The 24,236-nt window shown below is 70.4% G+C and carries 19 protein-coding genes; 11 read left to right on the forward strand and 8 right to left on the reverse strand.

What is annotated here, in order from left to right; translation table 11 throughout:
• The first annotated feature begins 218 nt into the window (after window positions 1-218).
• The 11 genes from ACIBK4_RS49935 to ACIBK4_RS49985 all read left to right on the forward strand — a co-directional run bounded on the left by ACIBK4_RS49935 (window position 219) and on the right by ACIBK4_RS49985 (window position 12,881).
• On the forward strand, window positions 219-2,348 hold the full coding sequence (locus ACIBK4_RS49935) for a glycoside hydrolase family 27 protein (RefSeq protein WP_399006765.1): 2,130 nt from the start codon (window positions 219-221) through the stop codon (window positions 2,346-2,348).
• 90 nt (window positions 2,349-2,438) lie between these two features.
• Window positions 2,439-3,731 (forward strand): ABC transporter substrate-binding protein, encoded by a 1,293-nt coding sequence (locus ACIBK4_RS49940; RefSeq protein ID WP_399006767.1) that lies wholly within the window; start codon window positions 2,439-2,441, stop codon window positions 3,729-3,731.
• Between the two features lies 1 nt (window position 3,732).
• On the forward strand, window positions 3,733-4,668 hold the full coding sequence (locus tag ACIBK4_RS49945) for a carbohydrate ABC transporter permease (RefSeq protein WP_399006769.1): 936 nt from the start codon (window positions 3,733-3,735) through the stop codon (window positions 4,666-4,668).
• Window positions 4,668-5,516 (forward strand): carbohydrate ABC transporter permease, encoded by an 849-nt coding sequence (locus ACIBK4_RS49950; RefSeq protein ID WP_033279637.1) that lies wholly within the window; start codon window positions 4,668-4,670, stop codon window positions 5,514-5,516. The genes ACIBK4_RS49945 and ACIBK4_RS49950 overlap by 1 nt, the downstream gene beginning before the upstream one ends.
• Window positions 5,513-7,576 carry an alpha-galactosidase gene (locus tag ACIBK4_RS49955; RefSeq protein ID WP_399006772.1) on the forward strand — a complete coding sequence of 688 codons (2,064 nt, stop codon included), beginning with the start codon at window positions 5,513-5,515 and terminating at the stop codon, window positions 7,574-7,576. The genes ACIBK4_RS49950 and ACIBK4_RS49955 overlap by 4 nt, the downstream gene beginning before the upstream one ends.
• An 87-nt stretch (window positions 7,577-7,663) precedes the next feature.
• Window positions 7,664-8,437 (forward strand): SDR family NAD(P)-dependent oxidoreductase, encoded by a 774-nt coding sequence (locus ACIBK4_RS49960; protein ID WP_399006774.1) that lies wholly within the window; start codon window positions 7,664-7,666, stop codon window positions 8,435-8,437.
• 34 nt (window positions 8,438-8,471) lie between these two features.
• Entirely contained in the window at window positions 8,472-9,248 is a 777-nt protein-coding gene (locus tag ACIBK4_RS49965; protein WP_399006776.1) for a FadR/GntR family transcriptional regulator, read from the forward strand.
• Complete coding sequence (dgoD, locus tag ACIBK4_RS49970) at window positions 9,245-10,390, forward strand: galactonate dehydratase (protein WP_399006778.1); 1,146 nt, start codon at window positions 9,245-9,247, stop codon at window positions 10,388-10,390. The genes ACIBK4_RS49965 and dgoD overlap by 4 nt, the downstream gene beginning before the upstream one ends.
• Entirely contained in the window at window positions 10,387-11,211 is an 825-nt protein-coding gene (locus ACIBK4_RS49975; protein WP_399006815.1) for a hypothetical protein, read from the forward strand. The genes dgoD and ACIBK4_RS49975 overlap by 4 nt, the downstream gene beginning before the upstream one ends.
• Before the next feature lie 30 nt (window positions 11,212-11,241).
• Window positions 11,242-11,889 (forward strand): bifunctional 4-hydroxy-2-oxoglutarate aldolase/2-dehydro-3-deoxy-phosphogluconate aldolase, encoded by a 648-nt coding sequence (locus ACIBK4_RS49980; RefSeq protein ID WP_399006780.1) that lies wholly within the window; start codon window positions 11,242-11,244, stop codon window positions 11,887-11,889.
• Window positions 11,886-12,881 carry a sugar kinase gene (locus ACIBK4_RS49985; protein WP_399006782.1) on the forward strand — a complete coding sequence of 332 codons (996 nt, stop codon included), beginning with the start codon at window positions 11,886-11,888 and terminating at the stop codon, window positions 12,879-12,881. The genes ACIBK4_RS49980 and ACIBK4_RS49985 overlap by 4 nt, the downstream gene beginning before the upstream one ends.
• Window positions 12,882-12,903: 22 nt before the next feature.
• On the opposite strand, the gene ACIBK4_RS49990 is transcribed toward ACIBK4_RS49985, so the two are convergent.
• From ACIBK4_RS49990 to ACIBK4_RS50025, 8 genes are all read right to left on the reverse strand, one after another.
• Entirely contained in the window at window positions 12,904-13,263 is a 360-nt protein-coding gene (locus ACIBK4_RS49990; RefSeq protein WP_399006784.1) for a hypothetical protein, read from the reverse strand.
• A gap of 28 nt (window positions 13,264-13,291) precedes the next feature.
• The gene (locus ACIBK4_RS49995) at window positions 13,292-13,963 is read right to left on the reverse strand and encodes a SigE family RNA polymerase sigma factor (RefSeq protein ID WP_399006786.1); all 672 of its coding nucleotides are present in this window, start codon (window positions 13,961-13,963) and stop codon (window positions 13,292-13,294) included.
• A gap of 146 nt (window positions 13,964-14,109) precedes the next feature.
• Window positions 14,110-14,574: a hypothetical protein gene (locus tag ACIBK4_RS50000; RefSeq protein ID WP_399006788.1), complete on the reverse strand. Its 465-nt coding sequence runs from the start codon at window positions 14,572-14,574 to the stop codon at window positions 14,110-14,112.
• Window positions 14,575-14,763: 189 nt separating this feature from the next.
• Window positions 14,764-16,491, reverse strand: coding sequence for an MOSC domain-containing protein (locus ACIBK4_RS50005; protein ID WP_399006790.1), 1,728 nt, complete (start codon window positions 16,489-16,491; stop codon window positions 14,764-14,766).
• Between the two features lie 115 nt (window positions 16,492-16,606).
• Window positions 16,607-19,585 carry a glycoside hydrolase family 2 TIM barrel-domain containing protein gene (locus tag ACIBK4_RS50010; RefSeq protein WP_399006792.1) on the reverse strand — a complete coding sequence of 993 codons (2,979 nt, stop codon included), beginning with the start codon at window positions 19,583-19,585 and terminating at the stop codon, window positions 16,607-16,609.
• Between the two features lie 57 nt (window positions 19,586-19,642).
• Complete coding sequence (locus tag ACIBK4_RS50015; RefSeq protein ID WP_399006794.1) at window positions 19,643-22,372, reverse strand: alpha-mannosidase; 2,730 nt, start codon at window positions 22,370-22,372, stop codon at window positions 19,643-19,645.
• Window positions 22,373-22,401: 29 nt separating this feature from the next.
• On the reverse strand, window positions 22,402-23,259 hold the full coding sequence (locus ACIBK4_RS50020) for a carbohydrate ABC transporter permease (protein ID WP_399006817.1): 858 nt from the start codon (window positions 23,257-23,259) through the stop codon (window positions 22,402-22,404).
• 26 nt (window positions 23,260-23,285) lie between these two features.
• On the reverse strand, window positions 23,286-24,233 hold the full coding sequence (locus ACIBK4_RS50025; RefSeq protein ID WP_366431745.1) for a sugar ABC transporter permease: 948 nt from the start codon (window positions 24,231-24,233) through the stop codon (window positions 23,286-23,288).
• Window positions 24,234-24,236 lie beyond the last annotated feature (3 nt).

Here is a 24,236-nt window from a genome sequence, read left to right on the forward strand (position 1 = left end):
GTGATGTCCCATCAAACGTCGGCGGCACTGACAACGTTGCCAAAGGCTGTGACGCGAGGGATGCTGTGTCAACCCCTGATGCGGCGTTCTAATAAATTAGGAATTAATATTGACAGGGTTTCGGTCGCGCGCCACAGTCGTCGCCGTGACGCCGGAAGCCCCTGTCGCAGTGCGGCCCGCGTCACGTCCTCCTGCTTCCCAACCCTCGGGAGAGGCAAGTGACTTCACATCCGCAGGTCCGCACACCCGCGGCTTCGAGACGGACGCGCCGTGCCACCGTCGTCGCCATCGCGACCGTACTGGCGGCGACCGCCGCTCCGGTGGCCACGGCGCAGACCGGCGCCGACCAGGGCGCACCCGCCTCCTACGACAGCGGTCTCGCGCCGACGCCGTACATGGGCTGGAACACCTACTACGGCCTGGGCGCGCCCACCGAGCAACAAGTGCGCTCCGTCGCGGACAAGCTGGTCAACAGCGGTCTGCGGGACGCCGGTTACGACATCGTGTGGCTCGACGGCGGCTGGCAGGCCGACAACCCGCGTGATGCACAAGGGCGGTTGGTCGCCAACCCGGACCGATTCCCGTCCGGCATCCCCGCGTTGGTCTCCTACCTGCACAAGCGCGGCCTCAAGGCGGGCATCTACACCGACGCCGGCACCTACGACGGCGGCAAGAGCTGTGGGCTCGGCAGCAGGGGCCACTACGAGGCGGACGCACGGCAGTTCGCCGGCTGGAAGATCGACGCCGTCAAGGTCGACTTCCTGTGCGGGATCGGGGCCAAGCTCGATCCGGGCCCGGCGTTCAAGGAGTTCAGCGACGCGGTCGCCAAGTCCGGCCGCAAGATGCTGCTCAACCTCTGCAACCCGCTCACCGACGACTGGGGCCTGCCGCACACCCCCGAGCAGGACGCGCACAACACCTACGTCTACGGCCCGACGATCGCCGACTCCTGGCGCACCGGCACGGACATCGCCTGGGGCACCCCGAGCCCAGGCCAGTGGCCCAACATCCTGCGCAACATGGACGCGAACGCCTGGCACCCCGAGGCGCAGGGACCCGGGCACTACAACGACCCGGACTACCTCATCCCCATGCGTCAAATGACCGACGGCACGCTGGAGTTGACGCAGGAGGAGTCCACCACGCAGTACGTGATGTGGGCCGAGATGGGCTCGCCGCTCGTCCTGGGTTCCGACCCGCGCACCCTGTCGGACTCGATGCTCGCCACCCTGCGCAACCCGGAGATCATCGCCGTCGACCAGGATCCGCTCGCCGTCCAGGGCGTACGCGTGGCCAGCGATTCGGTCGGCGATGTCTACAGCAAGGTCCTCGCCGGTGACGGCCGACGCGCGGTCGTCCTGCTCAACCGGTCCGACCAACCCGCCCTGCGCACCGTGCAGTTCGCGGATGCCGGGCTCGGCGGGTCGGTCAAGGTCCGGGACCTGCGGGCTCGTACCGACCGGGGCGCGTACACGGGGTCGTACACCGTAGAGGTCCCCGCGCACGGCACCGCGCTCCTGAAGCTGACCGGGGCGGACGCCCTGCCCGGTACGAATCTGGGGCAGAAGGCCACGGCAAGTCCGGCTGTCGTACGGGACGGTGACTCGCTGAGCACCTTCCTGCGCGGCGCGCACGGCTCGCTCGTCCAGCAATCCGACGGCAGGACGCGGGACCTCGGCGGTCCCACGCAGGGCGAGATTCTCGGCCAGCCCGCCGCCTACGCCTCGGCCGGCGGCCGGATCGATGTCTTCGTGCGCGGCGCCGACTCCCGGGTGTACCGGCGGGTCTACGTCGGCGGTCGCTGGGGCGCGTGGCAGAGCCTGGGCGGCCGGGTGGCCGACGCGCCGTCGGTGGCGTTCACCGACGCCGCGCACTGGACGCTGTTCGCCACGGGTACCGACGGGCAGGTCGTGCAGCGCGGTCCGTCGACCGGCTGGACCTCGCTCGGCGCACCCGGCAGCAAGGCGGTGTACGGGCGGCCCTCCGCCGCCGTGGACGCTCAAGGGCGAGTGACGATCGCCGTGCGCAGCGCGGCCGACGACGTGTGGACGCGATCCCGGGACGCGTCGGGGGAGTGGTCGCCGTGGGCGTCGGTCGGCGGGACCGTCAGCGGGAGTCCGACTCTGGTCGCCGTAGGGGACGCCGTGGTGCTGTACGCGCGGGCCGCCGACTACACGCTCTGGCAGCAGCGGTACGAGAACGGTGCGTGGCAGGGCTGGACCAAGCAACTCGCTTTCCCCAGCGCGGCGTTCGACGGTGCGCTCGGGGCGGTGGCCGGGCCGGACGGGGCGGTCGACGCGGTGTTCCGCGGAGTCGACGGTTACGTGCACCTGACCCAGTTCAACTAAATTAGTAATTATTCTTGACGTGGTGGGGACGCCACGTGAATCTGGAACCGCGTGCATCTGGATCCGCGCGGGATCCACAGGGAGCCATCCATGACGAACCACCAGCCAGACCGACGCCGCTTCCTCGCGGGACTCGGTGCCGCGGGGACGGCGGCGCTGCTCAGCGGCTGTGTCACCTCGACCTCATCGAGCAAGAGTTCCTCGAAGGGAGCGGTGACCCTCCAGTCCAACCTCTCAGCCCCGCAGGCCAAGGCCGCGATGGAGGACCTCGTCGCCGCCTACGCCAAGAAGGGCTCCGACCGGGCGAGCCTCAACACGGTCGCCGCGGAGACCTTCCGCACCCAGCTGCCGACGTACCTCACCTCGGCCAACCCGCCGGACGTGTACACCTGGTACCCCGGCTCGGTCGCGGACGCGTACGCCAAGAAGAACCTGCTGCTCGACCTCGACGAGGCATGGACCTCGTCGCCCGACCTCAAGCACTACTCCAAGGCCCTCAACTCGCTGTGCACGTCCACGAGTTCGGGCAAGAAGGTCTTCGTGCCCACCACCTACTACTGGTGGGGCATGTTCTACCGGAAGTCCAACTTCGCCAAGTGGGGCGTGAGCGAGCCCAAGAGCTGGGACGAGTTCCTCGACCTGTGCGACAAGCTCAAGAGCAAGGGCGTCAACCCGATCGGGCTCGGAGCCGGCGGCGGCACGGCTTGGGTGGCGTCGGCGTGGTTCGACTACCTCGACATCCGCATCAACGGCGCCGAGTACCACCGTCAACTCCTCGCAGGGAAGCACCGGTTCGACGACCCCGAGGTGCGCAAGGTCTTCGACCGCTGGCAGGAGGTGCTCCCGTACTTCGACCCGAACGGCGCCGCCGTCGCCTTCCAGGACGCGTCGACCTCCCTGCTCAACGGCCGCAGCGCCATGATGCTCATCGGCACCTTCTTCGCCGACGCGACCCCCAAGAGCGCCCTCGCCGACGTCGACTTCTTCCGCTTCCCGATCATCGACCCGAAGGTCCCGCTCGCCGAAGAGGCGCCCACGGACGGCTACTTCGCCAGCGCCCGCACCGGCCGGCGCGACCAGGTGATCGACCTGATGAAGTACCTCGCGACCGCCGAGGCCCAGGAGATCTACATCAAGGGCTCCTCCGGCACCGTCCTGCCCTGCAACCCCGCCGCGAAGGACGCCGGTACGGCCCTGGTCACCAAGGGCCGCGAGCACATCGCGGCGGCCACCGAGATCACCCAGTTCTTCAACCGGGACTCCAGCGACGCCCTCCAGCCCACCGCCGACAACGCGTTGACCAAGTTCCTGGCCAAGCCCAAGTCGATCGGGAGCATCCTCACCGACTGGCAGCGCGACGCCGCGAAGATCTGGAACGCCTGACATGGCCGTCCTGACCGCGCCCGACCGGAAGTCCCCGACCCGAACGCCCGCCCCGGGCAAGCGGGTTCGGGGCCCCCGGCGCACACCCCCGCTGGTGCTCGCCTTCGTCCTGATCCCGTTGCTCGCCGAGTCGGTGTGGGTGTTCTGGCCCGCCGTGCAGGGCTTCTACCTCGCCCTGACCAAATGGGACGGCGTCTCCCCACCGCAGTTCGTGGGCCTGGACAACTTCCGGGAGATGGCCCACGACGACGTTTTCCGCAGCGCGGCCGGCCACACCGTCCTCTGGCTCGTGCTCTTCGGCGGCCTGTCCGCCGTGCTCGGCCTCGCTGCCGCACTCCTCCTCCAACAGGAGCGCCGCGGCGTCGGCTTCTACCGCGCGGCCCTGTTCCTGCCGGTCGTCTTCTCCCTGGTCGCCACCGCCCTGGTCTGGCAGGCGATCTACCAGCCCGACGGCGTCCTCAACCAACTCCTGCAATCCGTAGGCCTCGGCAGCCTCCGCCACGCCTGGCTCGCCGACCAGGACACCGCCCTCTACGCGGTGATCGTGCCCGCGCTCTGGCGCCAGATCGGCTACGTCATGGTCCTCTATTTGGCCGGCCTCAAGGGCATCGACCCCGCCCTCTACGAGGCCGCCAAGGTCGACGGCGCCAGCGCCTGGCAGCGCCTCCGGCACGTCACGCTGCCTCAACTGCGCAGTGTCAACGCGGTAGTTCTATCGGTCATCGTCATCGACTCCCTGCGCTCCTTCGACGTCGTGTGGTCGCTGACCCGAGGCGGCCCCTACCACTCCTCCGAGCTGCTGAGCACCTACATGTACTCAACCGCCTTCCAGTCCCTGCGACTCGGCTACGGCTCCGCACTCGCCGTCGTCATCTTCGTGCTGGCCTTCGGCGTCATCTGCTCCTACCTCGTCCGCGCGTTCCGGGAGGCCGACTGATGTCCGCCAACTCCACGGCACTGCGCCGCAAGCGCGCCGCGACCGCCGGATTCCACCTGGGCGCGGGCGCGTTGGCGATCCTCTGGCTGCTGCCCATCGCCCTGGTCCTGGTGACCAGCCTGCGTTCCTTCGACGACATCGCCGCCCACGGTCTGGGCAGTTGGCCGCACTCCTTCACCTTCGGCAACTTCCATCAGGCCTGGGTCGACGGCGGCCAACAGCGCGCCCTCATCAACAGCCTGATCGTCACCATCCCCTGCGTCCTGATCACGCTGGCCCTCGCCGCGATGGCCGCCTTCGCCCTCAGCCGCTACGAAGTCCCCTTCCGCCGCTCCCTGTTGCTCCTCATGCTCGGCGGCAACCTCCTCCCACCGCAGATCCTCCTCATCCCGGTGTCCAAGCTCAGCGAAGTGATGGGCGTCTTCGACACCCTGCCCGCGCTCATCGGCGTGCAGATCGGCTTCGGCGTCGGCTTCTACGTCTTCGTCCTGCACGGATTCATGCGGTCGATCCCGACGGAGATCCAACAGGCGGCGGTCGTCGACGGCGCCGGCCCCTGGCAGATCTTCTGGCGCATCATCCTCCCGCTGACCCGCCCCGCCCTGGCCGCGCTCAGCGCCCTGTCCTTCACCTGGATCTTCAACGACCTTCTCTGGGCGATCACCGTGCTGCGCAGCGACACCAAGATGCCGATCACCGCCGCCCTCATCGGACTTCAGGGACAGTTCGTCTCGATGTGGAACGTCATCGCGGCCGGTTCCGTCATCGCCGCCGCCCCCACGGTCGCGGTGTTCCTCCGCTTCCAGCGGCACTTCGTGGCCGGGCTCAACCTCGGGGCGGTCAAGTGACGTACCAGCGCTGGACCTTGCGCACGGAGAACACCAGCTACACCGTGCGCCTGTCCCCGGACGGCCCCTGGGCCGAACTCGACGCCTGGGGCCCGCTCGGCGTCGAGGACGGTCCCTCCGCCCTGGACTGGTCGAGGTGCACACACTTCATCACCCCCGCCGACGCGGCCCCGGCCGAGTATCTGCCCTACGGGCTACGGCCGTTCACCGGATCGGAGCTGGTGGCGTCCCGTCCGGACGGCGAAGACCGGGGCGTGTGGTGGGAGTTCGCCGGGACTGAAGAGGACGAGGGCAAGCTACGACTCGCCTTCCACGACGAGCAGTTGGGCTTCCGCACCGTCCTTCACTACGAGACCGTGCCGGGCACGGACGTGATCCTCCGCTGGACGGAGTTCACCGCCACCGACGAACTCCGCCTGGAGCGCCTCGACTCGGCCGCCGTGAACATCCCCGTCACCGGCGTTGCCCGCCTGACGTACCTCACGGGCCAGTGGTCGCAGGAGTTCCAGCGTACCCAACTCGACCTTCCCAGAGGCACGTTCACCATCGGCAGCCTGCAAGGCGCACCGGGACACGCGTACGCGCCCTGGCTCGCGATACAGGACGGCGAGTCGCCGGCCGCGTACGGCATCGCCCTCGCCTGGCCCGGCAACTGGCACATCACCGCGGAGGCCGAACCCGGCGGCGCCCTGCGGGTACGAGCGGGCCGCGTCCCCCACGAGGGAGCGGTACTCCTCGAACCCGGCGAAACCCTCGCCACCCCCCAACTCGCCTGCGCCTTCAGCCCGGAGGGCCTCGACGGACTCTCCCGCGTCTGGCACCGCTACGAACGGCACCTCACCGGCGAACGCCTGCACCGCCCCCGCAAGGTCCTCTACAACTCCTGGGAAGCCACCGGCTTCGACGTCGACGCCGACGGCCAACTGGAGCTGGCGAAGACGGCCGCCGACATCGGGGTCGAGCTGTTCGTCGTGGACGACGGCTGGTTCACCGGGCGCGCCGACGACACCGGGGGACTCGGCGACTGGCGGCCGGACCCGGCGGCCTTCCCGCAGGGCTTCGACCAATTCATCGCGGACGTAAGGACGTTGGGCCTGGACGTCGGTCTGTGGATAGAGCCCGAGGCCGTCAGCCCGGGGAGCCGTCTGCACGCGGAACACCCCGAGTGGGTCTACCGGATCGAGGGCCGCCCCGGTCGACTCGTCCGCAACCAGCTCCTCCTCGACCTCGGCCGGACCGACGTCCAGGACTTCGTGATCGAGACGCTCGACCGGCTCCTCGGCGCGTACGACATCAGCTACCTCAAGTGGGACATGAACCGCCCGCCCACCGAGCGGGGCCGTCCCGGTGCCGGCCGCGTCGATCTCGACGCCGAGCATGTCGCCGGATACCTCCGCGTTCTCGACCACCTCCGTTCCGCCCACCCGGACGTCACCGTCGAGGGCTGCGCGGGCGGCGGCGGGCGGATCGAGCATGCGACGATCGCGCGTACGGACGTGGTGTGGCCCAGCGACAACACCGCACCCCTGGACCGGCTTTCGACCCAGTACGGCTTCCTGCACGCGCACGCCCCGCACGTCATGAGCTCGTGGGTCACCGACGCACCCGGCGTCTTCGATCCGCGCCCGCGCAGTCTCGCCTTCCGGTTCGTCAACGCCATGTGCGGGGTGCTGGGCATCGGCGCCGACCTGCGCGCGTGGACGCCGGAGCAGCGGGCCGAGGCGGCCTGGTGGATCAGCCGGTACAAGGAGGCGCGGGACGTGATCCACCATGGTGAGGCGCGGCTCCTCGGTACGCCGGAGGAGCCGAGCTGCGGGGTGCAGTACGACGCCGGGGACCGGACCGTCGTCGCCGCGCTGAGCACCGGGCGTCTCGACGGGGCGCCGCTCGTGCCGGGGCGGATGGACCGGCTTCGGCTGCGGGGACTGGACGCGACGGCGCGTTACCGGGACGCGGCGACCGGGACGTCGTACAGCGGAGCGCATCTGCTGCACTACGGGCTGCCGTTCGCGTGGAGTGTCGATCATGACGCGGACCTGGTCGTGCTGATACGCGAGTGAGCCCCTTATGTTTCCAGCAGGCCTCTCCAGCGAGCCCTTGCCCGTGAGAGACGCGAAGGACGCGAGACCCGAAGGAGTCGAACCTCGATGGACCAGTCCGTACGACGGCACGGCGCCCGTTTCACCGGGCGCACGGCCGTGGTCACCGGAGCGGCCTCCGGCATCGGAGCCGCCACGGCCGTACGCCTCGCCGAGGAGGGAGCCGCCGTCGTGCTCGCCGATGTCGCCGAGGAGCGGGGCGAGTTGGTGGCCGAACGGATCGGCAAGGACGGCGGGCGGGCGCGGTTCGTGGCCGCCGATGTCGCCGTCGAGGAGGACTGGGCGCGGATCGTCACCGCCGCGCACGCCTTCGGGCCCGTCGACGTCCTCGTCAGCAACGCCTTCACCGTCGATGTCACACCGGCCCACGAGATGACCCTGCCGTCCTGGCAACGGCAACTCGACGTCAATCTGACCGGCAGTTTTCTCGGGTTCCGGGCGGTGCTGCCCGACTTGGAGGAGCGGCGGGGTTCGGTGGTGCTGACCTCGTCCGTGCACGCCCACAAGGGCATCCCCGGGCATCCCGCCTACGCCGCCGCCAAGGGCGCGCTGCTTTCCCTCTGCAGCCAACTCGCCGTCGAATACGGGCCGGTTGTGCGTGTCAACGCCGTCCTGCCGGGACCGATACTGACCGCCGCCTGGGACAGAGTGCCGCCCGAGGAACGGGAAGCCAGCATCGCCGAGACGGCCGCACGCCGCTTCGGTACGCCCGAGGAAGTGGCCGCGGCCATCGCGTTCCTCAGCGCCGACGAAGCCTCCTACATCACCGGGACGAGTCTCGTGGTGGACGGCGGCTGGAGCGTCGTCAAGGCCTCCGCATGACCACGCTCCCCAACCAGCAGAAAGGCTGTACGACATGACGCCCTATGCCCGTCGAGGCGTCCACGGCCAGACCGTGGAACTCCTCGCCCGCCGCATCCTGGGCGGTGAGATCGCCGAAGGGGCCACGCTCGATCTCGTGGCGCTGCAGAGCGAGTTGGACGTGAGCCTGACCGCGCTGCGCGAGTCGCTCAAGGTGCTCGCGGCCAAGGGGATGGTCGACGCCCGGCAGCGGCGCGGCACCTTCGTGCGCCCCCGCGCCGAGTGGAACCTGCTCGACGCCGACGTACTGCGCTGGCAGTTCGAGGGCGCCTCCACCAGCGAGTCGGACCGGGCGTTGCTGCACAACCTCGCCGAGGTGCGCGCCATCATCGAACCCGCCGCCGTACGCCTCGCCGCCCAGCGCCGAACCGACGCTGACCTGGCGGCACTTGACGGTGCCCTCGACGCGATGGGGGAGCAGGGCGGCGACGCAGCCCACGCCGTCGAGGCCGACCTCGCCTTCCATCGCGCCCTGCTCGCCGCCACCCACAACGAACTCCTCGAACGCATGGAGATGGTGATCGAGTCCGGCCTCGCGCACCGCGACCGCATCGTGCACAGCGCCCCGCACAGCGAGGACCCCGTCCCGGCCCACCGCGCCGTACTGGACGCCGTACGCGACCGGGACCCGCAGGCCGCCGAGGCAGCGATGCGCGCCCTGCTCGACCAGGCCGGTCGCGACCTGGACCGCCTGGACGACTCCGAAGAGGAGGGTTCCCACGTGGACTCCGCACAGGACTCCGAAGAAACGGAAGGCTCCCGGTCTCAGTGAAGATCACCCGTGTCGAGACCTTCCTCGTCCCGCCCCGCTGGCTGTTCTGCCGTGTCGAGACTGACGAGGGCGTGGTCGGCTGGGGCGAACCGGTCGTCGAAGGACGCGCCGAGGTCGTCCGCGCCGCCGTCGACGTGCTGGCCGAACACCTCGTCGGCCAGGACCCGTTGCGCATCCAGGACCACTGGCAGGTCATGTCCAAGGGCGGCTTCTACCGGGGCGGCCCGATCCTCTCCAGCGCCGTCGCCGGCCTCGACCAGGCGTTGTGGGACATCGCCGGGAAGACCTACGGCGCCCCCGTGCACGCCCTGTTGGGCGGCCCCGTGCGTGACCGCGTCCGGGTCTACGCCTGGGTCGGCGGCGACGAACCCGCCCAGCTGAGCGAGCAGATAGCAGCCCAGGTCGAGGCCGGTTTCACGGCCGTGAAGATGAACGCTGCCGGAGCCACCTCACCCATCCCCACCCCCGCCGAGACCGCCGCGATCGTCGCCCGCGTGGCCGCCGCCCGCGAGGCACTCGGCCCCGACCGCGATGTCGCCGTCGACTTCCACGGCCGCCTCACCGCCGCCGGCGCCCGCCGCGTCCTCGCCGAACTCGCCCCGCTGCACCCGCTGTTCGTCGAGGAACCCGTCCTGCCCGAGCACGGCCGTCAACTCGCCGGCCTGGTCGAATCGAGTCCCGTACCGCTCGCCACCGGTGAACGCCTTTACGGACGCGGCGAGTTCCTGCCCCCGCTCACCGCGGGCATCGCCGTCGTCCAACCCGACCTCTCGCACGCCGGCGGCATCTCGGAGGTCCACCGCATCGCCTCCCTCGCGGAGGCCTACGGCGCCCAGCTCGCCCCGCACTGCCCGCTCGGCCCGATCGCGCTGGCGGCCAGTCTCCAGGTCGCCTTCGCCACCCCCAACTTCCTTATCCAGGAACAGAGTCGGGGCATCCACTACAACAAGGACGCCGACCTGCTCTCCTACCTCGTCGACCCGGCGCCGTTCCGGTTCGTGGACGGCCATGCGGTGCGCGGTGACGCCCCCGGCCTCGGTATCACCATCGACGAGGCCGCTGTACGCGCCGCCGACCGCACCGGGCACGCCTGGCGCAACCCCGTGTGGCGACACCCCGACGGATCCTTCGCGGAGTGGTGACCGTGACACTCGACATCGTCACCGACCTTGCCCGCGGAGGGCGTTGGACCTCGTTGCGCACGACGGCAACGGGACGTGAGTGGCTGTGGCGACGTGCCGCGCCCGAGCGCGACAACGTTTCCCCCGGCGACGCCTTCGTGGACGCGGGCGGGCTGGAGGAGTGCATACCGACTGTGCGGGGTGCTCCCGACCATGGTGACGCCTGGTCAAGACCCTGGACACGAGAGGGAGTTGCGGACGTTCTCCACTGCGACCGCTTCGCCTTGGCGCGGACGGTACGTGCGACCGCCGACGGGGCTGTGGCCGACTACGTCCTGACGGCCGATGCGGGCTTCCGCTTCGTATGGGCCGCCCATGCTCTGCTCGACCTCTCCGACCGTGCGGGGCTGCACATCCGCGAGGGTGCGCGTACCCGGCTATTCCCCGAGGCAGCGCGGCAGTTGGACCGGGCGTGGCCGGACGGTGCCTCCTGGGTGGAGGGTGACTGGCCCGTGCCGTGCGGACTGCGCCTGGACCGGTTCGGTCCGGACGACGGCACCGCCGTAGGAGCCGTCATCGACGCTTCGCACTGCTGCGTCCATGACCAGACCGACCGTCTCTCGTTCGCCCTCGAAGCCGACGGGCAGCCGGTGTCCGTCGCGCTGTGGCGCAATCTGGGCGGCTATCCCGCCCAACACCCCTACCGCAGCACGGGCGTTGAACCCATGCTCGGCCGCGTCTTCGACCTCGCGGAGGCCGGCCCCGGTGATGCCGCCCGGGTACCCGCCTCGGGTGAGGTGCGGTGGCGGCTGACGCTGACCCCGAACTGCCGTTGTGCCTGAACCGACCTGTACAGGAAGGGAATTCGTCACATGGATCTGCGAGCGGCCCTGGCCGCCCACCGCCTCGTCGCGATCATCCGCGGCACCGACCCGGAAGCCGCGCTGCGCACCGTGCTGACCCTCGCCGAGGAGGGCGTCGAACTGATCGAGGTGTCTCTTACTGGCACAGATGCCCTGTCCGTCATCGCGCGGGCACGCAATGAGCTCGGTCCCGACCGACCGCTCGGCGCTGGTACGGTCCTGACCGCCGACGACGCCCGCGCCGCCCATCGAGCCGGCGCGAACTTCGCCGTCACCCCCGCACTCGGGGACGGTATCCGCGAGGCGCAGCGGCTCGAACTGCCGGTCATCGCCGGGGTGTTGACCCCCACCGAGATCCTCGCCGCCCGCCCCCTAGGTGTCGCCGCGCTGAAGATCTTCCCGGCCGCCGAGGCCGGCGGCCCCGCCTATCTCAAGGCATTGCGCGGACCGTTCCCGCACGAGGTGTTCGTACCGGTGGGCGGCGTCGACGCGTTGGCCGCGCGGGAGTATCTGAACGCCGGAGCGACCGCCGTCGGTGTCGGCTCACCCCTCGTCGGCGACGCGGCCGACGGCGGCAGTCTGACCGCGCTGCGCGCCCGAACTCGCGCGCTGCTCACCGTCGTAGAGAAAGCCTCGTTCGCGCGGGAGGGGTCATGACGAACGGATGGGAGTCGGCGGAAGGCGCGGTTGTCTGTATCGGGGAGACCATGGCGGCACTCGCTCCCGCTCCGTCCTCGTCGCTGGAGTGTGCCGACGATCTGCGGGTGTCGGTGGCCGGGGCGGAGTCGAATGTGGCCATGTATCTGGCGGATCTCGGGGTTCCCGTCGCGTGGCTTTCGGCGGTGGGCGACGACCCGTTGGGGCGGCGCGTGCTCGCGGAGGTCGGGGCCGCCGGGGTCGATGTCAGCGGGGTGCGGCGCGATCCGGAGCGGCCCACGGGGCTGCTCGTGAAGGAGCCGAACGGTTCGCGGACCCGGGTCCACTACTACCGGGGCAACTCGGCGGCCTCGGCGATGGGCCCCGACGTACTCGCCGACGACAGGCTGAAATCGGCCGCCGTCCTCCATCTCACGGGCGTGACACCGGCGTTGTCCCCGTCCTGCCGGAACCTGGTGACCACCGCGCTCACCGTCCCGGCCGCCGAACGCCCTTACGCCATCAGCTTCGACGTCAACCACCGCCCCGCGCTGTGGCCGCCCGGTACGGCCGCCACCGTGCTGCGCGACCTGGCCGAGCTCGCCGACATCACCTTCGTCGGGCTCGACGAGGCACGGGAGTTGTGGGGCGCGGACCTCGAACCGGCCGACGTACGGCGGCTGTTGCCGCAGCCGCGCCTGCTGGTCGTCAAGGACGGTGGCCATTCCGCCATCGCCTTCAGCGACGAAGGGGTACGGATCGTGCCCGCGCTGGACACGGATGTGGTGGAACCCGTCGGCGCGGGCGACGCGTTCGCGGCCGGGGTTCTGGCCGGGCTGTTGCGCGGGGACGGCATAGAGCGTGCGTTGCGGCTGGGGCACATCACGGCCGCCTCGGCGCTCCAAGTGACGGCCGATCATGGCCCGTTGCCGGACAGCGCGCGGATCGAGTGGCTCCTTGAGCTGCCGGCGAGCGAGTGGGGGGCCGGGGCCGGGAGCGGTTTCCGCGGTTGACCAGGTGCGTCCTCGTGCTCGGTCAACGATGGGGTGACGCGTCGACGTCGCCCGACTCAGGAGGACCGGGTACGGCATCCATGGTGCTGGGAGTGGGGGACACCGAGGGGCGGTTCGCGGGACCGACCGGTGGTTCCCGGACCTCGTGGATCGCGATGAACAGAACGCCGATCACCGCGGCGGCCACGACGAGCACCGCGACGGCCGTGCGACGGACGGGGTGGAGGGCCGGGAGCCGGAACAGCCGGGCCTGGCTGCTCGGCGGGGCGGCGGGACGCAGCGCGTGCAGGTCGACGGAGTCGGCCCGGGCGCGCAGGGCGTTGCGCAGCCGTTCTTCGAGGGGATCCGGTGGGAGTCCGGAACCGTGGTCCTGCTCGATCATCGGGACGCCTCCGGGGTCACGCGTGTTGTCATCGGGACGCCTCCAACTCTCGGCGCAGGGCGGCCAGCGCACGGCTCGCGGTGGACTTGACCGCGCCGCGCGACAGGCTCAGGGTGTCGGCGATCTGGGCCTCGCTGAGATGGGACCAGTACCGCAGGACCAGCACTTCACGTTGCCGCCGGGTCAGCCGGTGCAGGGCGGCGATCACTTCTCCGTGCTCCTCGCGCAGCAGCACGGGTTCCTCGGCGGACGGGGCGTACCCTTCGCGTTCGGGGACGTGCGCCCGTACCGTACGGCGGCGGCGCAGGACCGAGCGCGAGGTGTTGACCACGCTGGTGCGCAGATACGCGTCGGGGTTGTCGAGGCCGGTCAGCCGCCCGCCGTGGCGGCGGTACAGCGCGGCGAACACGTCCTGCACCACGTCCTCCGCCGTGGGGAGGTCGTCCACCAGGAGCAGCGCCAGGCGGACCAGGGGCAGTCGGCGGTGGGCGTACAGCTCGTCGATACCGGGTTCGCCGAGGTCGGCCGGGACGGCCGCTGCGTCCGGCGCCATCGGGAGGTCCTCGCGCGGCCGCGACACCCCGCGCACCAGGTGCCGTAGCGCCCGTCGCAGTGCGTCCGCCCAGGTGGGCGCCGGGAAACGTAGGGGCCGGTGTCCGCCCGTCGGTATGCCGTAGGCCGGGGTCGTCGCCGCGTTCATGGATCTCCAGGACAGCAAGGTCTTCGTGCATGGGCCCGGTGTCGCCGGGCGGGCGGTGGGACCGCCGGGCAGATACCCGGCGGCCCCACCTCGGCTACGGGCCGCCGAATGGCCCGTGGCCGATCAGCGGCGGTTCGCCGCGCGTGTCACCGCTTGGCGGGAGCGGGCTTGGCGTCCCGGGCGGTGTCCTTGCCGCCGGGCACGGCGTCGACCGGGGTGCCCTTGCTCGGGTCCGGGGCGGTGCAGTCGTCGCCGGGCACCGCGTCGACCGGGTCGTCGCCGAGGAGGGTGTACGACACCGTCTTTCCCTTGTAGGGGCCGTCGACCCCGTTCGGCACCGCCTCGACCTCGTCGCCGCTGAGGGTGGTGTACGACACCTGGCCTCCCTTGACGGGGACGGCACCCCCACCCGGCACCGCCTCGACCGGCTCCGGGCACTGGTCGGCGGGCGTGCCCTTGGCGGGCACCGGCTTCGGGGCGGGCGCGGAGTTGTCGGCGTGGGCGGTGAACGAGCCGCCGATGGCGAGCGCGGCGGCGGCGCCGGTGACGCCCAGGGCGATCCGTACCCGGCCCGCGCGGAGGCTGTGGCGGACGGTCTGACCTGCGGACATGTGAATCCTCGAATCGTCGATGCTGACGGGACTGTCGGGCCGCCGCCACGGCTGGCTTCCCGTGGCGAAGACCCTGGCTCGGAGGCGCCTCCACCCGGACAGACGTTCCGGGGGCATCGAGGTTGCAGGTCGGAAGAATCTTTTCTACGGCGAGTGCGCGACGGCCCTTGGAGGAGTGCGCGACGGCCCCTACATGTCCAGGACGATGTCCGTGCCGGGGCGCGCGCAGCAGATCAGGATCTCGCCGTCCGCCGGTGCCTCCAGCGGATCGGGGGAGTACGCGATCGTGCCGGACAGCAGAGGCGTGACGCAGGTGTGGCAGACACCGGTGCGGCAGCTCCAGCGGGTGGGTACGTCGCAGGCGTCGGCGAGGTCGAGCACACTGCCGGTGTTGTCGTCGTCGAACGGGACGGCGATGCCGCTGCGGGCGAAGGTCACCAGCGGACCGGTGCCGGGCGAGCCCGGGGGCTGGTGGGGTGCGCGGGTCGGGTGGTCGGTGAGGCCGGGGTTGATGGCGCCCAGCGCTCCGAACAACTCGGTGTGGATACGCGTCGGTTGGATGCCGGCCTCGATGAGGGCCTGCCGCATGTCGGTCATGAAGGGGGCGGGGCCGCAGATGTAGGCGGTCGCGTCGGCCGGGACCGACAGTGCGAGCAGCTTGTCCTTCGTGAGGCGTCCCGGTGCTGCGTGGGCGCGCTGCCGTTCCTCGGGCGTGGCCGCGCTGTAGAAGACGTGCTCGTGCGCGTCCGGCAGTGAGGCGATCAGGTCGTGTGCCTCGGCGGCGAGAGGGTGTTCGCGGGGACCGCGGGCGCCGTGGATCCACCAGACCTCACGCTTGCTGCCCCGCGCGGCCAGCTCGTGCAGCATCGCCAGCACCGGCGTGAGGCCGATACCGGCGGAGACGAGGAGCACCGGTCCGCTGTCCTCGGCGTACACGAACTCCCCACGGGGCGCGGCGACTTCGAGTTCGGCGCCCGGTCGTAGCCGCGTGGTCAGGTAGCCGCTCGCCGTGCCGTGGGGCTCGTGTTTGACGCTGATCCGGTAATCGCCGGCGTCGGGTGCGGCCGAGAGCGAGTAGCTGCGCACCGGGGCGGGTCCGGTCGTAGAGGGGACGCGCAGGGTCAGGTACTGGCCCGCGCGGGCGGTCGGGAGCGGGCTGTCGTCCGGGGCTGCCAGCCGGATCGAGGTGACCGTCGTGCTCTCGGGGACCACCTCCGTCACCCGCAGCGCGCGGAAACCGGCCCAGGCCGGGCGGGCGGCGGTCGTCAAGTCATCGGCGGCGGCGAGCAGTTCACGGAACGACCCCTGCCAGCCGGGGCTCAGCGCGGGCACGTCCAGGGCGAGGCGCAGCTTGGCGGGATCGCGGCCGGGGAGATACAGCAGCGCGTCGGTCTCGGCGACACTCAGCTCACCCGGACCGGTCCTGGTCCGTACGATCGGGTCGCCGGCCTGCACACGGCCCTCCCGTACGACCCGCATGTAGAACCCGGGCCGGTGATGGCTCACCAGCAGCGCGGCCAGCTCGGGCTCGCCGAAGCGCATGCCGACGCGGTAGCAGGTGACGCGCGGCTGGGTGACCTCGAACTCGGCCTCGCCGATGCGGTACCGGTCGCCGATGCAGACCTCGTCGTCGAGCAGGCCCTCCACGGTGAGGTTCTCGCCGAACTGGCCGTAGCCGAGATCGTCGCGCCCGAAGTGCCGCTGCCAGTGCCGGTACGACTGGATCTGGTAGACGAGGACCGCCCGCTGCTCGCCGCCGTGCCCGGCCGTGTCGCCCTGGCCGTCGCCGTCGATGTTCAGGCGGCGCACCATCGCCGGGCCGACCACCGGGTACTTCCATACACCCGTATAAACGGTCTTGCCCTGCCAGGGAACGTCCTTCGGCATGCCGACATTCACCGACAGCAGGGTGGGCATCGGAGCGCTCCTTCCCACGGGGACGGCCGGATACGCGCGCGGCCGGGGCAGTCGTCTCCTCCCATACTGAGGGTGCGGCCGTCGCCGTGCGAGACCGCACCCTCTCCGTATCGGTCTAGTTCGGTGCCGTGATCCGGAGCCTGATCGTGCGGGCCTCCGGGCGCAGCGCGAACTCCGGCCACACATCCGGACCACAGGCTCGTGAGCCGAGCCCGTGCTGGGCCGCGTCGACGAACAGGCGGCTCGTCGTCGAATCCGGCAGCTCGTACGGGTGCCCGGCCTTGGAGATCTCCTGCGGGGTGTGCCGGCTGAGCGTGAAGCCGGGACGGCGACCGTGCGTGTCGGGGAGTGCCTCGATGCGCAGCACTTCGGTGTCGCCGCTGGTCAGGGCCAGTCGGCGGAGTTCGGAGCGGTGACCGGTCTCCTGGGGGCGCGCGTAGTCGACCGAGAGGTCGCCGATGGAGGCGGCGAAGAGCCCGGTGCGGGCCGCGCGCACGCTGTCCGGGTAGGACTCCAGCGGGCCGAGGCCGAACCACTCGGCACCGTCGACCGGAGCCGTGCCGTCGGGCAGGTCGAAACGCACCCCGATCCGCGGCCACACCGTCTGCCAGCCGTGCGAGGGCTGGATCTCCACCCGCAGCTCGACTTCGCCGTCGCTCTCGCGCGACCAGACGGATTCCACCAGCACCGACAGACCGGAGTCGGCGGCCGAGACCTTGTCGACCGTGCGCAGTGCGTCCGCGCTCTGCTCCACCGACACCCGGCGCGAGGTCAGCCGGTCGAGCCCGTCGCGAAGCCACAGCTCGGCGTTGGACACCCCGGAGACGCTCGCGTCACTCTCGTCTACCTCGCCCCAAGCGCCCTTGTCGTTGTCCGTCGGCGCGCGGAACAGCTCCAACCGAGGCCCCGCTACGGCGCGTTCGCCCAGCCTGACGAGAGACCCGCCGACGAACTCGGCGACGCCGAGCGTGAGTGTCCCGGCGCCGGGCTGCCAGTCGAACCGCCCGCGGCCGGCGGGGACGGGACGGCGAAGCGAGCGGTCCAGCTGGGCAGTTGCGACGACATGACCCTCGGGCGCCCAAGGCGTTGCCGTGGCCAGCACCGCGTCGATCGTCAGCCAGGTCTCGGCGTCCGGCGACACCGGAACCGACGGCAGCGAGACCCGGCCCGAGTCGCCCGCCGCGACGGACGGGACCTCCAACTCCCCTGATTCCACGGGGACTCCGTCGTGCTCGACCCGCCAGTGGAAGCGCAGGTCGGCCGTGTCGGTCGTATGCCGGAGGTTGGTGATCGCGACCTTGTCACCGTCGAAGGCGAAGTGCACCGGCGCCACGACCGCCTTGAACTCGTGCAGGCTCGGCGTCGGCACGTCGTCGCTCAACACCATGCCGTCCATCACGAAGTTGCCGTCATGGATGACCTCGCCGAAGTCGCCGCCGTAGGCGTAGTACGGCGTCCCGTCCGGGGTCGTGGTCAGGATGCCGTGGTCGCGCCACTCCCACACGAACCCGCCGTGCAGGCGCGGGTGTTGGCGCACCAGCGCCTCGTACTGGTCGAACGCGCCAGGCCCGTTGCCCATCGCGTGCGCGTACTCGCAGAGCAGGAACGGCTTGGTGCGCTGCCGGGCGCCTTGTGCGGGCGTGCAGTTGAGCAGCGGGGCGCGGGAGCCGTCGGTGCCGATCTGCTCGGTCTCCAGCACGGACGCGTACATGCGCGAGTAGACGTCGGTGTACTCGCCGGTGTAGTCGCCCTCGTAGTGCACGGGACGTTCGGCGTCGCGGGCGTGGACCCAGGCCGACATGGCGGCGAGATTGCTGCCGGTGTCCGCCTCGTTGCCGAGGGACCAGATGACGATGCTGGGGTGGTTCTTGTCCCGCTCGACGGTGCGCTCGATCCGGTCGAGGTACGCCGTGCGCCAGGCCGGGTCGTCACTGGGATTGCCGACCCAGTCGACCTTGCCGAAGCCGTGCGTCTCCAGATCGCACTCCAGGATCACCCAGAAGCCGAGTTCGTCGGCGAGGTCGAGCAGCCGGGGGTGCGGCGGGTAGTGGCTGGTGCGGATCGCGTTCACGTTGAACCGCTTCATGAGGGCCAGGTCCTCGCGCGCGTGCTCTTCGTTGAAGACACGGCCGCGCTCCGGGTGGGTCTCGTGCCGGTTCACGCCGTGGAACACCACCCGGCGCCCGTTCACCAGGAACTGGTCCCCGCGGATCTCGACCGTACGGAAACCCACCCGCAGGGCGATGGTCTCGGCGGCCGTGGACACCGTGGCGTCGTACAGGCGCGGCAACTCGGCCGACCAGGGCTCGACTTCGGCGATGTCCACGGGCGCCACGTCGTCCGGCGTCGCCCAGACCTGCTCGACACCGAGCTCGGGAATGCGCAGGGTGACCGGGAATGCCGTAGCCTCGGCGACGACCTCAGCCTCGACCCGCCCGCGCCCGTTGTCGAAACCGGCCCGCAGCCAGACGTCCTCGATGCCTCCGGCCGGACGGGCGGTCAGGGTGACATCGCGGAAGATGCCCGGCAGCCACCACTGGTCCTGGTCCTCGACATAACTGGCCGCCGACCACTGGTGCACTCGCACGGCGACGACGTTCTCACCAGGGCGTACGGCGTCCGTGACATCGAATTCGTGGGCGAGCCGGCTGCCGCTCGCGCTGCCGATCCCGACGCCGTTGACCCAGACGCGGAACAGCGACTCGACACCGTCGAAGCGCAGGACGACGCGCTCGGTGTCCGACCAGTCGGCGGGGAGGTCGAAGGTGCGGCGGTAGTCACCGGTCGGGTTCTCGTCCGGGACGTACGGCGGGTCGATCGGGAACGGGAACTGGATGTTCGTGTAGATCGGGCGGCCGTAGGCACCGTCGCCCTCCAGTACCCAGTGGGCGGGCACGGGGATGTTGTCCCAGGCGTTGTCGTCGAAGCCCTCGGCCGCGAAGTCCGCCGCCGACGCCGTGGGGGACAGGCGGAAACGCCAGGACCCGTTCAGGGAAAGGGACTTCGCGTCGGAGTGCAGCCACGAGCGCGCCGGACGCAGGGCGCCACGCCCGGGAGCGAGGTCGGAAACATGGGGGGAGAACTCGGGAAGCAAGAGGTCACAACGCTTTCGTGAGAGCAGAACGGGTGCATTGCATTCGATCATGGCGGCCTACCGGAGCACGACGGTGCGGATCTCCCACGGCCCGAGGGCGAGGTCCAGCTCGTCCTGGACCTGCCTGCGGGAGATCGGCCGGCCCAGCAGATCGACGGTGGCGGCCTCCGCGAACGTGCCCGTCACGCGGACCGTCGACGCGGTGTCGCTCATCGCCGTCAGGCGTACCTCCGTGCCGGGTCCGTGCTCGGCGTCGGTGACCCGGCGGACGGCCGAGACGAGGACGTCCTTGCCGTCGACGCGCAACCCGGCCCGGTCGGGCGGCAGTTGATGCCCGGCGGGGGCGGTTCCGCGAGTGACCAGGACGTCGTTGCGGAACTCCTCGGCGAGAGCCACCGCGTTCGCCCCGCGCCAGCCGGTCGCCGACGGCACGACGGCGAACCGGTTCTCGATCCGCATCCCGAGATCCTGCGCACCGGGTACGGGGATCTCGCTCGCCGCCGGTTCGTCGCGCAGGGGGTGGATGTTGACGCTGATCGAGCCGATCGCGCGCAGCAGGGTGACGGCGAGTTCGGAGCCGTCGCCGACGAGTTCGTACTCGCTGGAGTGGTCGAGCAGGACGGTGGCGGCCCCGGCCGACACGAACGAACCGGCCGGGAAGGTCGGCAGCGGGAACTCGCCCCAGCCGCCCTCGGCGGTCAACCCGCGCTCGGTGACGGCGAATTGCCCGGCCGACGCGGAGGTCGCGACCGGCTCGGGCAGCGGTACGTGGAAGCGCAGCCGGTGGTCGGCGGACTGGTTCAGGAAGGACGTGGAGATCCGCACGAAGGGCTCGCCCGCGCGGACTTCCACCAGCGTCTCCACGGGGGTCGGTACGGTCCGTTCGCTGCGGAGATCGTGGTCGGAGGAGAGCGCGGCGGGCCACTCGTAGACGCGGGTGACACGCAGCCGTGAACGCAACGGGCCCGTTTCGAGGAGCTCGACGGTGATCTCCGTCGGCTCGGAGACGAGGACGTCCTGCGCCGGGGGCGCGTAGTTGTAACTGTCGCCCCGGTCACCGCCGTCCACGAGGCGCCCGACGCCGTACAGCACGGTGCCGTCGGCCCCGGTCATGTCCAGGGTGCCGTCGGCGGCGACGGTGACCTCGACCAGCCCGTTGGCGAGCGTGCGGTGCGTCGCCGTCGCGGGTGCGTACGCGGTCGGAGCGGCGGAGTCGGTCTCGCTCGGCTCGACGCGGAAGGCGGCCAGTCCGGAGGCCGGAACGTTCACCGGCACGAGCGCGGTGGCCCGAGCCTCCTCCAGCGTCAACACCCGCCACTCACCGGGGTGTTCGGCCGCTGCCTCGGCGACCTCGCGACGCAGGATCAGCAGGTCGAAGGGCCCGGAGGTGGGCACCTCCGCGAGGTGGAACACCAGGGCGCCGGGGGTGAGTTCGTAGTGGTCGATCTGGCGGCCGAAGAGTTCACGGCGGTGGATACGGCGCAGGACGCGTTCGAGTTGGGAGGCGTCCATGCGCTCGTCGCTGAGGACGGTCGGGGCCTCGGAGATCAGTTGTACGGGGGCCGTCGAGCCGTCGGCGGTGGTCGCGAGCAGAGCCGTTCCGTCGGGCGGGGCTACGACGTCCACCTCGACCAGCACCGAGCGGTCGAACGGCAGCGGGTTGGCGACCAAGTAGCCGTCGTTCGGGACCAGTTCGGCGGGCTCGGTGAGCGCCGCGTCCCGTACGGCCCGCGCTGTCTGTGCGGCTTCGGCGAGGCGGGCGGCGACCTGGTCGCAGGTCTCGTCGGTGCCGGAGCCGACGACCGAGTCGTGCGCGGTCGACTCGATGATCTTGTGCCAGGCGAGGTCCAGGAAGGGCGAGTCGTCGCGCCGGGACCACAGGGCGTTCACGCGCTCGGCGTGGTCGATCGTGCGCTCGGCGACGGCCATGCGCTGCTTGAGTCCGAGCCGTACCGAGAGCACGCCCGGGAGGATGTTGCCGCGCACATGGCTGCGCAGCTCGCCGGTGACGGTGGCGGACACCTCGTCGCGGACATGCTTGCGGAGGTATTCGTCGAGGGTGGCGATGGTGATCGGGCGCCCCTCGGCGGCGGCTTGCCGTAGCCAGGAGGCCAGTTGGGGGTCGGGCGCGTTGTGGTCGGTGCCGGCCATCGCCAACACCGGGTCGTCGCCCCAGCGTTCGGCCGTCATCTCGGCGTAGTCGCCGAGCGCGCGGCCGATCCGGTCCGGTACCAGCAGGACGTCGAGGCCGTTGTCGTAGCCGTCGAAGAGGAACTCGGTGTGGACCTGGGAGCCGTCCGGCGCACGCCAGTTGAAGGCGTGGCCGTCGATGGAGCCGGGCACTCCGCGCCACAGAGCCGCGTGTTCGATGCCGGCGCGCGCGAGGATCTGCGGCATCTGCGCGACGTGGCCGAACATGTCCGGCAGATAGCCGATCGGCATCGCGCCGCCCAGCTCGGTCGCCGCCGCCCACCCCATCTGGAGGTTGCGGACGATGGTCTCGCCGGAGCAGAGGAACTCGTCGAGCAGGATCAGCCAGGGCCCGACCGCGAGCCGGCCCTCGGCGACCAGGGCCGCGACACGGTCGCGGTTCTCCGGGCGCATCTCCAAGTAGTCCTCGATCGCGGCCATTTGACCGTCGACGGTGAACCGGAACTCCGGGTCCGTTTCCGCCGTCTCCAGCACGGTGTCGAGGGCGGCGACCAGCCGGTGCCGGAACACCTGGAAGGGCTCGTACCACTCGCGGTCCCAGTGGAAGTGGGGCACGAAGACAGCGGGGTTGGGCATGGCGTGGGGCACCTTCTGTGCGGGGACGGTCACTTGAGGGAACCGGCGGCGAGTCCGGTGCGCCAGAACCGCTGGAGCAGGATGAACACGATGATCACGGGCACGATCGACACCAACGAGCCGGTGATCACAGACTCTTGGAGGAGCGGGGCGCGGGCGGTCTGGCCGTTCCACTCGTACAGGCCGAGCGTGATCGGGAAGAGGGACTCCTTCTGGAGCATCACCATCGGCAGGAAGAAGTTGTTCCAGATCGCCACGAACTGGAACAGGAAGATCGTCACCAGCGACGGCGTCATCAGCTTGAACGCGACCGAGAAGAACGTGCGGAACTCGCCGGCGCCGTCGAGCCGCGCCGACTCCAACAGCTCTTGCGGGACAGCCGCGTTGGCGAAGATCCGCGCGAGATAGACGCCGAACGGGCTGACGATGCTCGGCAGGAACACCGCGAAGTACGTGTTGACGATGCCCGTCGCCGAGAACAGCAGGAACAGCGGGAGCGCCAGCGCGGTGGTCGGGACGAGGACACCGCCGAGGATGACCGAGAACAGGAACTCCCGGCCCCGGAAACGGAACTTGGCGAGCGCGTAGCCGCACAACGCCGAGATCAGCGTGCCGACGGCCGCGCCCAGCACCGCGTAGATCACGGTGTTGAGGGCCCACCGGCCGAAGATGCCGTCGCTGCGGGTGAACAGGACATGCAGGTTGTCGAACAGGTTGAAGTGCGAGAACGCCAGGCCGTTGGTGGCGGCGAGGTCGCCCTGCGGCTTGGTGGCGGCGACGATCAGGAAGTAGATCGGCAGCAGGAAGTAGATCGCCAGGAGCAGCATCAAGGCCATCGCGGCCGTACGGCTGACCTGGCTCTCGCGGTTCACGGAACGGTTGTTCATGGTGCGGTCGCTCACCGATCGGTTGCTCACAGGCCGGCCCTCTTCGACGTCAGTCGCATGAACCCGAAGCTCAGGACGAAGGTGATGACGGCGATGACCACGGAAATCGCCGCGGCCTGCTGGTAGTTGTTCCCGGAGGCCACCGCGTAGGCGAGCATGTTCGGCGTGAACGTGCTGGAGATGTTCGAGGAGATCTGCCGCAGCACGGCCGGTTCGGCGTAGAGCTGGAGCGTGCCGATGATCGAGAACACCGTGGTGAGGACGATCGACGGGGCGATGATCGGGACCTTGATCCGCCAGGCGATGGCCCAGTTGCTCGCACCGTCGAGCTTCGCGGCCTCGTACAGCTCCTGCGGGATCGACTGCAGCGCCGAGAACATGATCAGCATGTTGTAGCCGGTCCACAGCCACGTCGAGATGTTCGCCGCCGACCACAGCACGGCACCCGGGCCGAGGAAGTCGGGGTGGAGCCCGATGTTGTTCAACAGGTCCACGACGGGGCTGAGTTGGGGCGAGTAGAGGTACGACCACATGATCGCGGCGATCACGCCGGGCACGGCGTACGGCATGAACGCGGTGATGCGGAAGACCGACTTGAGCTTCAGCAGGGGAGTGTCGAGGAGCAGCGCGATGACCAGCGCGACGAACAGCATGACCGGCACCTGCACGATGCCGAACAGGCCGATGCGCCCGACGCTGGACCAGAACTCGCTGTTCTGGAGCACCTTTTCGTACTGGTCGAAGCCGCCGAAGGTCGTGTACGAGGTGCCGTACTGGCCGCCGGTGCGGCGGACCACGCGGACGCTCTGCCACAGGGCATAGCCGACCGGGACCAGGTAAAAGAGCACGAACGGGAGGAAGAACGGGGTCACGAACGCGACGATGGTGCCCGCCCGGGGGCCGCCGCCGTTGAGACGGCGACGGCCCCCGGGTGACTGCACCACGCGCGACGCGCGCGTTGCGATGTCGGTCATTGC

It is taken from the genome of Streptomyces sp. NPDC050528, assembly GCF_044457795.1.
Lineage (GTDB): Bacteria > Actinomycetota > Actinomycetes > Streptomycetales > Streptomycetaceae > Streptomyces.